General features: G+C 61.3%; 18 protein-coding genes. 9 read left to right on the top strand and 9 right to left on the bottom strand.

Going from position 1 to position 12,782, the window contains the following annotated elements:
• Position 1: 1 nt before the first annotated feature.
• Positions 2–991 (top strand): trans-acting enoyl reductase family protein, encoded by a 990-nt coding sequence (locus tag GVL61_RS09105; protein ID WP_159979191.1) that lies wholly within the window; start codon positions 2–4, stop codon positions 989–991.
• Between the two features lie 20 nt (positions 992–1,011).
• On the top strand, positions 1,012–1,566 hold the full coding sequence (locus GVL61_RS09100) for a DNA-3-methyladenine glycosylase I (RefSeq protein WP_159979468.1): 555 nt from the start codon (positions 1,012–1,014) through the stop codon (positions 1,564–1,566).
• A gap of 34 nt (positions 1,567–1,600) precedes the next feature.
• Here GVL61_RS09100 and GVL61_RS09095 read toward each other — a convergent pair whose 3' ends face one another.
• From GVL61_RS09095 to GVL61_RS09080, 4 genes are all read right to left on the bottom strand, one after another.
• Positions 1,601–2,056, bottom strand: a complete 456-nt coding sequence (locus GVL61_RS09095; protein WP_159979189.1) for a nuclear transport factor 2 family protein — start codon at positions 2,054–2,056, stop codon at positions 1,601–1,603.
• Positions 2,057–2,167: 111 nt separating this feature from the next.
• The gene (locus tag GVL61_RS09090) at positions 2,168–2,641 is read right to left on the bottom strand and encodes a nuclear transport factor 2 family protein (RefSeq protein ID WP_159979187.1); all 474 of its coding nucleotides are present in this window, start codon (positions 2,639–2,641) and stop codon (positions 2,168–2,170) included.
• A gap of 127 nt (positions 2,642–2,768) precedes the next feature.
• Complete coding sequence (locus tag GVL61_RS09085; protein WP_159979185.1) at positions 2,769–3,674, bottom strand: LysR family transcriptional regulator; 906 nt, start codon at positions 3,672–3,674, stop codon at positions 2,769–2,771.
• 182 nt (positions 3,675–3,856) lie between these two features.
• Positions 3,857–5,038 (bottom strand): tyrosine-type recombinase/integrase, encoded by a 1,182-nt coding sequence (locus GVL61_RS09080; protein ID WP_159979183.1) that lies wholly within the window; start codon positions 5,036–5,038, stop codon positions 3,857–3,859.
• 363 nt (positions 5,039–5,401) lie between these two features.
• On the opposite strand from GVL61_RS09080, the gene GVL61_RS09075 reads away from it, so the two are divergent.
• A complete protein-coding gene (locus tag GVL61_RS09075; RefSeq protein WP_159979181.1) occupies positions 5,402–5,647 on the top strand; it encodes an AbrB/MazE/SpoVT family DNA-binding domain-containing protein in 246 nt (81 codons plus the stop codon).
• Positions 5,644–6,033 carry a type II toxin-antitoxin system VapC family toxin gene (locus GVL61_RS09070; RefSeq protein WP_159979179.1) on the top strand — a complete coding sequence of 130 codons (390 nt, stop codon included), beginning with the start codon at positions 5,644–5,646 and terminating at the stop codon, positions 6,031–6,033. Before GVL61_RS09075 ends, GVL61_RS09070 begins: the two co-directional genes overlap by 4 nt.
• A 28-nt stretch (positions 6,034–6,061) precedes the next feature.
• Here the strand turns inward: GVL61_RS09070 and GVL61_RS09065 are convergent, their stop codons facing one another.
• Positions 6,062–6,796 carry an HVA1 family protein gene (locus GVL61_RS09065; RefSeq protein WP_159979177.1) on the bottom strand — a complete coding sequence of 245 codons (735 nt, stop codon included), beginning with the start codon at positions 6,794–6,796 and terminating at the stop codon, positions 6,062–6,064.
• 840 nt (positions 6,797–7,636) lie between these two features.
• On the opposite strand from GVL61_RS09065, the gene GVL61_RS09060 reads away from it, so the two are divergent.
• The 3 genes from GVL61_RS09060 (at position 7,637) to GVL61_RS09050 (ending at position 8,700) form a co-directional block, all read left to right on the top strand.
• Positions 7,637–7,975: a hypothetical protein gene (locus GVL61_RS09060; protein ID WP_368667111.1), complete on the top strand. Its 339-nt coding sequence runs from the start codon at positions 7,637–7,639 to the stop codon at positions 7,973–7,975.
• Positions 7,976–8,087: 112 nt separating this feature from the next.
• Entirely contained in the window at positions 8,088–8,393 is a 306-nt protein-coding gene (locus GVL61_RS09055) for a type II toxin-antitoxin system RelE/ParE family toxin (RefSeq protein WP_159979175.1), read from the top strand.
• 13 nt (positions 8,394–8,406) lie between these two features.
• The gene (locus tag GVL61_RS09050) at positions 8,407–8,700 is read left to right on the top strand and encodes an addiction module antidote protein (RefSeq protein ID WP_159979173.1); all 294 of its coding nucleotides are present in this window, start codon (positions 8,407–8,409) and stop codon (positions 8,698–8,700) included.
• Here the strand turns inward: GVL61_RS09050 and GVL61_RS25395 are convergent.
• Complete coding sequence (locus GVL61_RS25395; RefSeq protein WP_368667119.1) at positions 8,650–8,979, bottom strand: CPBP family intramembrane glutamic endopeptidase; 330 nt, start codon at positions 8,977–8,979, stop codon at positions 8,650–8,652. The genes GVL61_RS09050 and GVL61_RS25395 overlap by 51 nt on opposite strands.
• Before the next feature lie 1,276 nt (positions 8,980–10,255).
• Here GVL61_RS25395 and GVL61_RS09040 point away from each other — a divergent pair.
• Positions 10,256–10,597, top strand: a complete 342-nt coding sequence (locus GVL61_RS09040) for a PilZ domain-containing protein (protein ID WP_159979466.1) — start codon at positions 10,256–10,258, stop codon at positions 10,595–10,597.
• A gap of 87 nt (positions 10,598–10,684) precedes the next feature.
• On the opposite strand, the gene GVL61_RS09035 is transcribed toward GVL61_RS09040, so the two are convergent.
• Complete coding sequence (locus GVL61_RS09035; RefSeq protein ID WP_235037592.1) at positions 10,685–10,963, bottom strand: response regulator transcription factor; 279 nt, start codon at positions 10,961–10,963, stop codon at positions 10,685–10,687.
• 463 nt (positions 10,964–11,426) lie between these two features.
• On the opposite strand from GVL61_RS09035, the gene GVL61_RS09030 reads away from it, so the two are divergent.
• A complete protein-coding gene (locus GVL61_RS09030) occupies positions 11,427–11,702 on the top strand; it encodes a hypothetical protein (RefSeq protein ID WP_159979169.1) in 276 nt (91 codons plus the stop codon).
• 78 nt (positions 11,703–11,780) lie between these two features.
• Here GVL61_RS09030 and GVL61_RS09025 read toward each other — a convergent pair whose 3' ends face one another.
• A complete protein-coding gene (locus GVL61_RS09025) occupies positions 11,781–12,050 on the bottom strand; it encodes a hypothetical protein (protein WP_159979167.1) in 270 nt (89 codons plus the stop codon).
• Between the two features lie 25 nt (positions 12,051–12,075).
• Complete coding sequence (locus GVL61_RS09020; protein ID WP_159979165.1) at positions 12,076–12,606, bottom strand: Crp/Fnr family transcriptional regulator; 531 nt, start codon at positions 12,604–12,606, stop codon at positions 12,076–12,078.
• Positions 12,607–12,782: the final 176 nt, after the last annotated feature.

Here is a 12,782-nt window from a genome sequence, read left to right as displayed (position 1 = left end):
TATGACGAAACTGATGATTTACGGCGCCGCCGGATATACCGGCCGCATGGCATCCACCAACGCCAAGGCGCATGGCTTGGATTTCGTGATCGCCGGCAGGGCGAAGGATGAAGGCCGGCTCGCTCCCATCGCCAGGGATCTGGGCGTGGAATACCGATTGTTCGCCGCTGACGATCGGACCGCGACCGAGGCGGCGCTGGCCGATGTCGGCGTGCTCCTCAATTGTGCCGGTCCTTTCATGCATACAGCCGAACCGCTAATGCGTGCGTGCATTGCCACCGGCACCCACTACCTTGACATCGCGGCCGAGATGGACAGCTACCGCCTCGCCGAAGCGCTGGACGCGGAGGCGAAGGCTGCAGGGGTGATGCTCCTTCCCGGCAGCGGCGGTAGCGTCGCCATGCTCGGATCGCTCGCAGGGCATGCAGCAAAGCGGGTGACGGCGCCGACAAAGCTGAGCATCGCCATGCAAATTGCCGGCGGCTTTTCGCGCGGCTCGGCGGTCAGTGCCAGCGAGAATGTTACGACCGAGACGCTCCACCGCGTCGATGGCACGCTGGTCAGCCGCAGCCCCGAAGATGTCCGCCCCTTCGACTTCGGCAAAGGCCCCGCCACATCCTTCCCGGTGACGCTGCCCGACCTCATCACCATCTGGCGCGCCACGCAAATCCCCAATATCGAGACCTTCGTGCATGTGTCGGAAGGGGCTTTCCCGGAGGGTGATCTCGCCGCGATGCCCGATGGCCCTACGCTCGAACAGCGCGAGGCCAACCGCTACTACGCCGCCGTCGAAGTGACGGGGGAGGACGGCACGGTCGTCCGCTCGGTGCTTGATACGGTGAACGGCTATACCTTTACGACGATTGCTGCAGCCGAAGCCGCACGGCGGGTCGTTGGCGGCGAACAGCGCCCTGGCTTCCAGACCCCGGCGATGCTGTTCGGTGACGGTTTTGCCGAAACGATCGCCGACACCATGATCGAAGATCTGTGACAAAACAGGAGAGCCCGGTCCTGGACGGCAGGCATCGTTGCAGCTGGGCGGGCTCGAACCCGCTCATGCAGCACTATCATGACACCGAATGGGGCGTGCCAGAGCATGATCCCCGGATGCTGTGGGAGACGCTGATGCTCGAAGGCTTCCAGGCCGGGCTTTCTTGGGAGATCGTCCTGCGCAAGCGCGAAACCTTCCGTGCGGCCTTCGCCGGGTTCGACCCGGCAAGGGTTGCCCGGTTTGACGAACAGGACATCGAACGCCTGATGGGCAACCCCAGCATCGTGCGTGCCCGCGCCAAGATCGAGGCCACGATCAGCGGCGCGCAGATATTCAATGCAATGCAGGACAGCGGTGAGGACTTCGCCGCGTATTGCTGGTCGTTCACGGATGGTCAGCCGATTACGGGCAATGTCCACGACACACAGACATCGCTATCGGCTGCCATCTCGAAGGATATGAAGAAGCGCGGGTTCAAATTCGTTGGCCCGACCATCGTCTATGCGTGGATGCAGGCGGTCGGCATCACCAACGACCATGTGTCGGACTGCTACCGCTGCCAGGAAATCGCATAGTACAGGCGCTGATAGCGCGCCCTCGTCGCACGGATCAGAGCCAGGTCTCCTCGACCCTGATCCGGGTGACGACGCTCTTGCGGATTTTCCATGATCCGCCGACTTTCACATAGTCGTCATGATAATGCCCCCAGCCTCTGAAGATGCAGTGGGGGGCGATGAGGAGATCGTGCAGCGCCCAGATACCGGTCGCCGTCGTATCGCTGGTGATCGCGATCTCCGGCAAGGATAGCTGGTGGATCGGCTGAATGTCGGCGACCATCGTCATGGCATTGGCGACGAATGCATCGGCACCATGCACTTCGTAGGCGTTCGAATGATCCGCCGACGAGCGCGGTGCGCCGGTCACGAGGCAATGGTAATCATCCGCCAGGCACGCTCGGAAAGCGGGCCAGTCTTTTGTATCGCCGAAACGGGCGTAGCGGGCTTTCAGCGCCTGGATGGCCAGAATGTCGGCAACATCACCCGGATCGCGTGCCTTGGGCGGCATGTTCGGTGCTCCTGATTATAGCGTGGCGAGGCACTGGCGCTATCGAGGGTGGGCGCGCTTGAGCGTCCGTTCCCACCCCCGGCGGCTTTTTCGACGGACCGAAGTCACGCCTTAGATATTGGCGAGCACGCTCGGATCACCTGTGCGCCAGACGTTATCTATGATCTGATGGGTGATGACCCACACCGGACCCTGCCGCTCCAGGCGCGTGTCGTAGCGGTTCTTCATGAGATAGTGACGGGCGGGATCGGCCGAAGGGACATGCTGGGCTTCGACAAGCGCATCCATCTGCGCCGTGTCGCCATCTACGGTAACGCGCGGGTTGCTGACCGAGTGTGTGGTATCGATGCCCGCCAGCGAAGTGGACAGAGCCTGCGTGACGGTATCACGCCCTTCGATGACCGGATAATCGAAGCCCGCCTTTGCGCCCGCAGGCCGGAAATCGAGGATGGTATCCTCGGCAAAGGACGAGGCGAGGAGCGCCTGGTCGCGCAAGTCAATGCCGGCGCAATAGCGGTAAAGCGCTTCGACTACGGCCAGCTTGTCGGCCGCTTCGCCCGCGGCGGTGTTTTCAATGTTAGACATGATGTTTCCTGAAAAAGGGATGAGGCCTTCCACGAAGGCACACCCTTTAATAAGTTCATCGATACCGCCGCTGTAGGCCACCTACCCGCATAGCATCCATGCCGCAGGGGAATGCGGCGCTCTCTACTTAATCAATTCGAAGACCTGGCTCAGCAGCGAAGGCGGCTGCGAGGAAATCCACTAATACGCGCACTCGCTGGGGCATCTCGCGCCCGCTGGAGCAGACGGCATGGATCGGAACTGGGGCAGGCGTGAAGGCATCCAGGATGCGCACAACACGTCTCGCCTGAAGGTCTGGCTGGAAAAGGGCGCTCGGACCATGAGTAATCCCAAGTCCTGCCAGCACCGCCGCTCGCAGATCCTCGCCATCATTCGACCTGACGGCGCCGTTCGGCACCATGGACCAAGGGCCGTTTTCGCCCCCGAACCGCCACGGCAGCACCTCGCCGTCGGTTTGGCCGGTCACGAGCTTGTGATGGACCAGGTCCTGAGGGTCGGTCGGGGTGCCATGAGTGACGAGATATTCTGGCGCCGCCACGGTCATCGTTTGTATACTCCCGATCCGCCGCGCGACGAGGCTCGATGACTCAAGGCTACCAATGCGAAGCGCCACATCGACACCTTCCTTCACGAGATCCGTCAGCCGCTGGGCGACGGAGAACTCAACGCTGATCTCGGGGAACTGGGCGATGAATGCTGGCAGCCTTGGAATGATGTACATGCGGCCGAGTGCGGGCGGCGTGGCAATACGAACAAGCCCGACCGGGCCTTTGCTCGCGCGCCGGACGCGAGCCTCCGCCTCTTCCAGGTCAGCCAGTAAGCGCATTGTGGAATTGTAAAGATCCAGGCCCGCTGCCGTGGCGCGCAGTCCACGCGACGTCCGGTCCAACAAACGCGCCCCGAGATGGGCCTCCAGCGCGGCGATCTGCTTACTGACGGCAGGCTGACCAATGCCGACCTCTTTCGATGCACGCGTGAAGCTGCCCAGTTCGACGACCCGGGCGAAAAGCTGCAATGACGAAAATCGGTCCATAAACATTCTTAGCAGGAATGAGTGGAAATGCCGATTATGCGACTCTACCCTGCAAGACAATCGTTCGATCTATATCTCACGGCGCGTGCGCTATGGCCGCTTTAGCCCCATTTTCCGCTGTTCATCATTGCTGGCCATTGCGACTGCTTTGTCCCACTTTTCCGCGTACCCCGACTGCCAACCTACTGCCGCACTCGGGACAAAACCCTTGCCGCTACGCCGCTTTGTACCTGGAGCTGACGCCCGTACCGCAGTGCGGTGGAAGGCGAAGACCAGCGCAGGGTCAACGCAATCCCGGCGCCATCTTCGCCTGCCGCGAACAGGTCCTGTGTTAGCCCAACGCGCAGACTGTGGGTCGACAGCGCGGCGATGGCCGCGTCCAGTTCTCCGGCGGGCAGATCCACGAGCCCGGCCCGCGCGGCGGTGAGCGCGATCCGCCGGTAGATCCCGGTCACGCCCTGCCGGGTGAGGGGGGCGGTGCCGACGGTAAATGTGACAAGCAGGACCGCACCGTCTTCATCGGTCTCACCCCAGCGGGCATCGGCGATTTCCTTGGCGCGCTGGCGGCGTCGATCGATGCCGACCCGGCGGAACAATACCCCTTCATCAACCCCGCTTTCCGAGCGCCAGACCGCGATCCGGCGCATGGTGTCGGCGGACAGCCACGCCCAGGCGCCGAGACCTTCCTGATCGGTCTTCGAGCGAGGCAGATGGAGCAGGCCCGTGCCGTCGCCTTGAGGGCGCAAATCCTTCACTTCCACGGCGGTGAGCTCGCTGACGCGCAAGCCCGCATCGTAGCCGAGAGACAGCAGGGCGGCATCGCGCACACCTTGCACATCGTGGCTGCACGCCGCGAGCAGCGCGGAGATCGTGAACCCGCCGACGCTGCCGAGCGCGCCACCAAAGCGCAGCGGTGCGGCTTGGCGCTGCGCGGCGCCCTTGCGGCGGCGCTGCGCGCGCAGCGCATTGCGCACCATCGGGGCCGAAGTCGGCGGCAGCTCGCCGCCAAGGTCGAGTATGCGGTGCACCGTCGCGAGACTAGCGATCCGGCGGCTGAGCGTAGCGGGCTTCTTGCCGTCGGCTTCGAGGATGCGCAGATAGCGCACCAGGTCTTCAGGATCAGCTGGCAGCGCGCGGCGGTGTTCGTGCGCGCACCAGTCGAGCCAGCAATCGAGATCGGCGGCAATCGCCAGCTTCGACGCGGGCGCCATCGCCTCGAGCGCGGTCTCGATGCCGATGCCGCTGACGGGGGGCATGTCCTGCGGTGCGGCACGGCCAAGCGTTGTCATCAGGCGTTCGTCGGGCGTAGAAGCATGGGCGCGCCGCGCGTGGCGACGTGGGAGCGGCCCGGAGCCGCGCACCATGATCTTGGTCGCGTGTACCGGTGGGGCTAGATTGCTCCCGGATAGTGGTCGCACACCAGAATTTAGCGTGTCTGCCTCATCGGCCACATCGAGGTCTGGCGATGCAGGTGGGTCATCGAGGGCTGATCGTGCCTCGTTTGCGTTTTCGTGGATCATGCCCTGCCCCGCCATTCTGTTCTGACCAATAATCGCTCTAATATTACCATAATGTCCGATTATGGAAAGTGCCTATCTGAGGCATGTCACGGAGCAGGGAGCATGGTCAAAAACCTTCGTTGAGACTCATTATGGGCAGAGTTGCATGCAATAGAATACAGGTCTAGTTTGTGACCAGTTACCGTGCCGATCGCAAGCGAGCCCATCATGACCGTTCAGATCAACATCACGCCCAATGGCCGCATGAGCCTGCCGGCTGACATTCGCAAACGCCTGGGCCTGAACGGCGGCGGTGCGATCTACCTCGACGAAACCGACGATGGCGTGGTGCTGCGCACCGCCGCCCAAGCCGTTGCCCGGGCGCAGGCGCTGGCCAAACGTTATACTGACGGCAACTCGGACAGCTCAGTTGACGCCTTTCTCGCCAACCGCCGCCAGGATAGCGGCGAATGACTGAGGTCGTTCTCGATGCGTCGGCGTTGCTGGCCATGCTTAAGGGCGAGCGCGGCGCCGCCAAGGTTGCCAATGCCATCGCCGGCGCGAGGATCAGCGCGGTGAACTACGCCGAGGTCGTCAGTCACTTTGTGCACGCCGGCATGCCCGAGCGCGAAGTGGATGCGATGCTCGATCCGCTGCCGATGACGATCGTGCCGGTCGACAAGGCGCTGGCTCAGTTGGCCGGTCGTCTGCGCGCGGTGACCTCGGAGGCTGGCCTGTCGCTCGGCGATCGCTGCTGTCTCGCGCTCGCCCGCCGTGACGGCCTGCCCGCGCGGACCAGTGATCTCGCCTGGAAGACCATTGCCGAAGGTGCGCAGGTCAAGGTGGTGGCGATCCGGTGATCATCTCGTTCGCGCCGGCCCAGACGCTTCAAGGGTAGATCACCTTGCCCAGTTCAGTTCGCTCGGCACCGGGTGTGGGTTTGGCCTGCTGCGTTTGGCCCGGCCCCATGAGGTGATCGACCGCGTGTCCGTTCAAAAGCAGATAATCGGTGATGATGCGGCGGTGACATCGCCACCAAACCGCTTCCGAACACATCATGGCGAGCCGGCGCTCGCCGCCGAGCCGGACGATCGTATCAAGGGCCACGCCGAACGTATCCCCCAAGGCATAGTCGGCATAATTATGAAAGCTTTGCACTCGCCACAAGGCGTTGAGTCCTTCGTCGACACCGGACTGTTTCGGACGGCGCCCGCCCAGTGCCGGGCAGTGCTGATAGCCGATCTGCAGCTTCGCGAGATCGGACGGAAGACGGTCGATATTGAAGACAGGATTGTTGCGCGATTTCGGAAAGGATCGCACGTCGACCAGCAGGCCCACCTGCGCATCTCGCAGCATATCAAGGAACTCTTCGAGGCTGCGGTTAGAATGGCCGATTGTGGTGAAAGCCGCCGCCATCAGTCGACCTTTTTCAGCGTGTTCCTTGTGCGCCGCTATGTGGTCGATCTTGTCGCTGGCGATCTCGTACTGCGGTGCCTCCTTCGAAGCGTGATGCCGATGGCCTTTGTAATCGAAATCCCGTTCATGCAGCTTGATGATGCGGCCGCTCGCCTGTTCGGCTTCCGAATTCCAGCTCACATGGTCGCCTTTAGTATACTTCGCCATACAGTCCTCGTCAGATTAACGAGCGTTCCGACCCGTGGGTTCCAAGTTCAGCGTGCATGGGGTATGTAGTGGCATCTTCCCGAGGTACCTCCCTAGCCCGATTGAACGAAAGCGCATTCCCTGGCCTGGGAGGGCATAGCTGCATGGGTTCGCTACATGTATCGATTGTTCGCGATTTAGGCCCCAGCAGCGACCATTACGCCCTGGTACGCTAGACCGAACGGACCTCTACCGTCGGCCGGATACGCGAGCGTCGGCACGATGACGACCTCGCGCAATGCAAGACCATGCTTTGGCTTGCGCGAAAGCCATGCCAACCAAAGCGGATGGCGTACCTTGCCGGACTGGACCGAGGCCGAGGAAGCCACATCGCGCACCCGGTACGGCGTGATCCCTACCGCAGAGCTGGCTCGGCAGATGGGGCGCACCCGAGCCTCGTTGACCACTCGCGCCACGCCATGGGTCTCACCCACGGGTTTCATAAGCCCTGGACGGATGACGACTGCAGGGCGCTCCGTATCGCTCCCATCAATGGTGTCCCTTGCGCGATCTGGCGGGCGTCTTAGGTCAACTACGCTGCGGTCCACAAGTACGCTGCCAGACATGGCTACAGCTGCGAGCGCCGCCCAAGGGCGACCCCGCCGCTAACTCTCGCTGACATGCTGAACCTGCCTGCAAGCTGACCACGCCAGCCATCTTCGCCCCTGCAGATCATTGGCGCAAGAGGGAAAGGGGGAGGTGATTTTGCGCTCGAGGAATGGTTTCCGAATCTCAACGTCGGGCTCCCCCAGGACGGCAGGATACCGCTCGCTGCCTGATTCCTCTGTTGAAAGGACGCTCATGTTGACTCTCACCGCCGAGGCCCAGCGCGCCGAAGTCATCGCCCGTCTCAATGATCGCTGCCGTCTCGGCCTCGATCGAACCGGCCGCGCCGTCATCACCCGAACCTGCCTCGCGACGTTCAGTGAGGAGCAGGGGCCTACGCGGATCGTCGCCCAGGCCGAGATCCTCGCCGCGATCCGCAAGCACCGCTTCCCCGAGGACGACGCAAGCCCGGGCGATCGCGGCCACGTCGAGTATCGCGGCACGAAGGTCTATTTCGCGATCGACGCTTACGACCTGGACCCTGTCTACGCTCGGAAGATCCTGCGGACGCCAGCGTCTCACGCCGCGTCATGACCATCATGGTGCGGGGGGACGTGTGACCTCTAAATTCGCCTACAGCCGAAATGAACTGACTGCGCTGTCTCTTATATGTTGACAGTTGCCGCGAACCGGGGCACGGTGACACATGAAGACGCAAGTTACCCCTGCCTTCCAGAAATGGTTCGACCGGCTGAAGGATATTCGTGCGCGCTCACGCATTGCCAAGACCATTGCGGGCTTGGAATTGGGTCTGCCTGGCGACGTCAAATCTGTCGGAGCCGGGGTTTCTGAGATCCGCATTCACTATGGGCCTGGCTATCGAATCTACTTCACCAGACGAGGCGCATCCCTCGTGATCCTTCTGGTAGGTGGAGACAAGTCTAGCCAGGACCGCGATATTACCGCTGCAAAGAAAATTGCGGCGGATCTCGAAAACGACCTGCTTCAGTGAAAGAGACGCCCGCATGACCACGAAACTCATCCCCTTCGATCCTGCCGAATTTCTTACCGAAACCGAGGATCAGACCGAGCTGCTGGCCGAAGCGGTTGGATCCGGCGACGTGCATATCGTCGCTGCTGCAATCGGCCTGGTTGCTCGTGCCAAAGGCATGACGGATCTCGCCTTGAAGACCGGTATCAAACGGCAAGCGCTCTATCGTGCCTTCGGTGAAAACGGCAACCCGACCCTTGAAACCATGCTCAAAGTGCTACCGGCGCTCGGACTGCAGCTGAAGTTTGAACCAGTCGCTACCACCTAACCGAGCGTCACGTACCACATCCCGAAGCCGTTGCTGGCAATATGCACGAGCAGCCCCCGGTAGGACCGACCGGGTGCGCACAGCACATAGGGCGGCGCCGAGGCCGAGGCACAGGGCCGCGACAAGATTGGCCGGCTCGAAATGCAAGGTTACGAAGATCACCGCTGAAATGACCGCGACTACGGCTCCCGGCATCCGCTCAATGAGCGCACCAACCAGATAGCCGCGATAGAGCAACTCCTCGATCATCGGCGCCACCAGCACCTTCGCGGCCAGCAGCGCAAGGCTGGACGGACCGGAGATCGAAGCGAGCAGCGCCCGGCCGACTTCGAGATTGCTGCCGGCACCCGCCTGCCAGACCGTTGCACCCTGCAGTGCGAGGATGCCAGCGGGATTTGCGAGATCGCGAGGCCGACAAGCATCGTCCCGAAGGTGCGGGCGTCCCAGCGAAGCATTCGACCATTTGGGGGAACGACTTGGGGCGATTTCGTTCCCGCTTTACGCCATTCATTACCCCATGCTTTTGCTTGGGTTTAAGGCTGGGCTACCGCCGTTTGTGGGCATTGCCCCTGCCATTGCGTTGGCTGTCGCAGTCATTCACGTGCCCCGGCGTTTGTCAGAGACGTCCAAGATGCGTTCGCTCAATGCATCTCGCCTGCCGCGCCGAAGTCGCTGCCGTCGCAACGCAGGCAAAAGTCGATCTGCATCGTCTTGCACCAGGCAGACCTGACGTCCACTCGCACCGTTCATGCCCGGCGTTTAAATAGTGGAAGGCTTAGGGGCAGAGCACGATCGACGCGCCGCCGTGGGGAACGAAACGGGATCGAAACCGTAGCAGCGGTACCGATCCCGTCGATCGAAGAATACACCCGTGGATGCGGGCGCAACCGGATCAACGCTCCAGCATCGAATCCGGTCCCGATGATCGATACATCAGGAACAATCGACATTCCATGAATGAAGCGCCCTCGTCGGCTCGGCGGCACTTAACCCGCAGACTTCTAGGAAAGACGCCACTATGACCGTCATATCAATCTCGTCGACTCGTCCTCGCTTGGCTCTATTCGAAAACTGCTACGCTCTCGCTGTGCAGCTCCGCGAAGCCACGGTCCAGTTCATCGTGCGTACCGACAACCCCATGCAGCCATTTCGGGTGTCGCGCCTTCAGCCGGCCGAGCCGGAAACCATCCTTGCTCGTCGCCTGAGTGCTTAATTCCACACCGACTGATCCATGACTGCTCGGTTGCCAATGCCGCGTTAGCGGCTGCGCGCCAAACATGGACTGTGAGCGCACCGACTTCCTCACCCTGCTTTCGGCTCAGCGGTTCGCCGCAACGAGAAGCCAATTCATCGCACATGTAACTTCAAATTTACCATATAGGCCCGGTATGTCTGTTCATTTGTAGTCATTGGGCCAAGGTATGATACAGCAAGTGATCCGCCGCCTTCGCAGCGCGTTCAGCACCCCCTGGTTCTGCAATGCCGGGCAACCGGACTGTACATTCCGGCGTCGATGCACGGCCTGCTGCCAAGAACATTCTTCCTGGCAAGGAACATGAGCGCGGGAGCGCGGCTTACCGTGAGCGAAATGCGCGGCGCCGCGCGTCATCCAGTCGATTATACCACCACCGGTGAGCATCGGCACCTCGGCGAGCTGGAGTTGCATCTGGTCAATATCTCGTCCCAAGGCTTCATGATCCAGGGCCGGCCGGACATCGAGAGCGGTGAACGGATCGCCCTTCGTTTCCCTGTAATCGGCCGGATCGAAGGCCATCTCGTATGGTCACATGAGGAGCGCGCCGGTTTTCAGTTCGAACGCATCATTCGAGCAGATGATTTTGCGCTGCTAGTTGCGCAGCTACAACCCAACCCACGCCTGCGAGGCAACCGGGGATAACGAAAACGTCTCCGCGCCGCAGCGGCATGCACGCGACGCCCTCGCGATCGTCGGGTGCTCGCCCCAGCGTCCATTTTCGCGTCACCGTCAAGCTCGTTTTGCCAGCTGTTCGCCGGCCACCGCTCCCAATAGACCCTCCTGCAGGAGATATGCCACCATGTGGACCCGGTTACGCGTCCGGGTCTTCAGACGCACGTTTTCGACGTGTCGTTCGACCGTGCATGGTGCAATGCCCAGTCGGATTGCGATCTCTTTGGCCGACATCCCGGATGCGACATGGCCTACCACTTCGGCTTCACGCGCAGTCAGTTCCATTTCAGAGATATCGTGCATATTTCCCCCATCCTGCACCGTACCGGCCTTCATTTAGAATCATGCATTCGCCGGACTTAACAAGATGATGAACGTATCTTAATAATACCGCATGCGCCTGTAGAATCTGCGCGGAAGAAACCGCGCACAGGTTTTAGTCCGGTTGATGCATTTGCTCGGACGGTAGGACCATCGCTGCCGCAAAGCGGCCGCTGCGTGCTTAAACTCAGGGACGCAACAGGCGGCGCGTGCCGCAGTCAGTTCCATTGAGACAATCCGGTAACGGTAACGCAGCAATGGTCTCCCGGCGGCCTGAAACCCCACCGCGACCGCCGGGAGTGGGCCTGGCCGGTTGGTCCTCCGACTGGCTCGGCGCTGTCATAGAACCTAGGACTGGAATGACCAACGCGATGGGACGCGGCGTGGGCTACCGGCGACGAACCGGCCAATCTGATCGGATGGACACTAGCGGTCAGATCCTGCTTGGCCATTGAAAGGTCAGGTGATACTTTAGTTTATGACTGGATCAATCATCGAGCGGGCCGCTCGTGCCCTCGCAGAGTCCGCGAGCGGGCATGATGACTGGGATTCACTGGACATCCAGCATCAGGAGACCATCAAGCGCGATATACGCGCGATATTCCATGCGATCCGTGAACCTACTGACGCCATGGCGCTTGCCGGTGCTGAAGTGATCCGGACTGTCGGCGATGCCGAAACGGCCATGGGCCATCAGGGTGACGCTGCAAGCACCTGGCGCTTCATGGTCGCGGCGGCGATGGACGAGCGATAAGAACATCCCGGCATCGGTCTCCGATCCTGCTCAGTGACTGTGCCGACCCGAAGCGGTGCGTCTCAGGACGGCATCCTATCACATTTGCGTTTGAAATCTTACGGGAAGTGCCTCTTCGAACTGTATGGTCAGTAACACGGCGCTGCTCCCGTCAGTCACTTCGACCCGCCCCTCGCCAAGATCATTGCCTTGTAATATCGCAGCGGCCCACAGCTCCCGCAACGCCTCGAGCACCTCCATCCGCGCGGCCTCGAGATTCTCAAGCTCGCTGCCTTCGGGATCCGCCACCCGATTTCCGCTTGCGAGGTAATGAAAATAATATCGGGCCATTGGCGCATTGTCCGTCACTTGCCTATGCTTCGCGGCGACGATGCTAGCGAAGCGATCCTATCAGACGCTTATACTCCGCTTCCGGTATCCCGTAAGCCATTCCGGCAAACTCCTCGAGGTCGTTTCGGCTGCGGATCACTACCAACCCGCGGCTCGCTTTGATGAAACCCAGGCCTTCCAGCGAATGAAGCGCAATCGTGACGCTGGGGCGCCGCACCGCGAGCATCAGCGACATGAATTCGTGGGTCAAAGCGATATCATCACTGTCCTGCCGGTCGTGGGTCATGAGCAACCAGCGGGCCAGACGCTCCTCGATGGTATGGATGGCGTTCGACAGCGCTGTATAAGCCTGCTGCACCGAGAACGCCTGGACGTACCGTAAAAGCAGTTTGCGCAGTGAGGGGCTTTGGTCGATCGCGTCCTGGAGCGGCTCTGCGGCAATACGGAAACCTTCGCCCCCGACCTGCATAAACACCCTGTGCGGCGAACGGTCACTGTCGAGGACAAGCGGCATTCCGATCACGCCGTCACGGCCGGAGATTCCGACCTCGATGCTTTGGACACCTGCGGACATGGCGATAATCGAAGTCAAACCGCTGGTCAAAAACCAGGCGTGCTCGATGTGTCAACCGAACTGAGGGTTTGACCCCCTTGGCGAAGCGAAGAACTGACCCCCGCTCATGGCATGGTGGTTTCGGTGTTCTCAAGCGTAGGTCCGGCCTTCTGCAGAAGGCCGGACCTACGCTTTTC

Origin of the sequence: Novosphingobium sp. 18050 (genome assembly GCF_902706195.1) — a bacterium.
Classification (GTDB): Bacteria; Pseudomonadota; Alphaproteobacteria; order Sphingomonadales; family Sphingomonadaceae; genus Novosphingobium.
This window is presented reverse-complemented; position numbering and strand designations above follow the sequence as displayed.

What these genes read in the sequence shown, in the direction of transcription:
- GVL61_RS09105 (WP_159979191.1), top strand. Translation starts at nt 2, where the DNA reads ATGACGAAACTGATGATTTACGGCGCCGCCGGATATACCGGCCGCATG.
- GVL61_RS09095 (WP_159979189.1), bottom strand. Translation starts at nt 2,056, where the DNA reads ATGCCGCCCAAGGCACGCGATCCGGGTGATGTTGCCGACATTCTGGCC.
- GVL61_RS09090 (WP_159979187.1), bottom strand. Translation starts at nt 2,641, where the DNA reads ATGTCTAACATTGAAAACACCGCCGCGGGCGAAGCGGCCGACAAGCTG.
- GVL61_RS09085 (WP_159979185.1), bottom strand. Translation starts at nt 3,674, where the DNA reads ATGGACCGATTTTCGTCATTGCAGCTTTTCGCCCGGGTCGTCGAACTG.
- GVL61_RS09080 (WP_159979183.1), bottom strand. Translation starts at nt 5,038, where the DNA reads ATGGTGCGCGGCTCCGGGCCGCTCCCACGTCGCCACGCGCGGCGCGCC.
- GVL61_RS09075 (WP_159979181.1), top strand. Translation starts at nt 5,402, where the DNA reads ATGACCGTTCAGATCAACATCACGCCCAATGGCCGCATGAGCCTGCCG.
- GVL61_RS09070 (WP_159979179.1), top strand. Translation starts at nt 5,644, where the DNA reads ATGACTGAGGTCGTTCTCGATGCGTCGGCGTTGCTGGCCATGCTTAAG.
- GVL61_RS09065 (WP_159979177.1), bottom strand. Translation starts at nt 6,796, where the DNA reads ATGGCGAAGTATACTAAAGGCGACCATGTGAGCTGGAATTCGGAAGCC.
- GVL61_RS09060 (WP_368667111.1), top strand. Translation starts at nt 7,637, where the DNA reads ATGTTGACTCTCACCGCCGAGGCCCAGCGCGCCGAAGTCATCGCCCGT.
- GVL61_RS09055 (WP_159979175.1), top strand. Translation starts at nt 8,088, where the DNA reads ATGAAGACGCAAGTTACCCCTGCCTTCCAGAAATGGTTCGACCGGCTG.
- GVL61_RS09050 (WP_159979173.1), top strand. Translation starts at nt 8,407, where the DNA reads ATGACCACGAAACTCATCCCCTTCGATCCTGCCGAATTTCTTACCGAA.
- GVL61_RS09040 (WP_159979466.1), top strand. Translation starts at nt 10,256, where the DNA reads ATGAGCGCGGGAGCGCGGCTTACCGTGAGCGAAATGCGCGGCGCCGCG.
- GVL61_RS09035 (WP_235037592.1), bottom strand. Translation starts at nt 10,963, where the DNA reads ATGAAGGCCGGTACGGTGCAGGATGGGGGAAATATGCACGATATCTCT.
- GVL61_RS09030 (WP_159979169.1), top strand. Translation starts at nt 11,427, where the DNA reads ATGACTGGATCAATCATCGAGCGGGCCGCTCGTGCCCTCGCAGAGTCC.
- GVL61_RS09020 (WP_159979165.1), bottom strand. Translation starts at nt 12,606, where the DNA reads ATGTCCGCAGGTGTCCAAAGCATCGAGGTCGGAATCTCCGGCCGTGAC.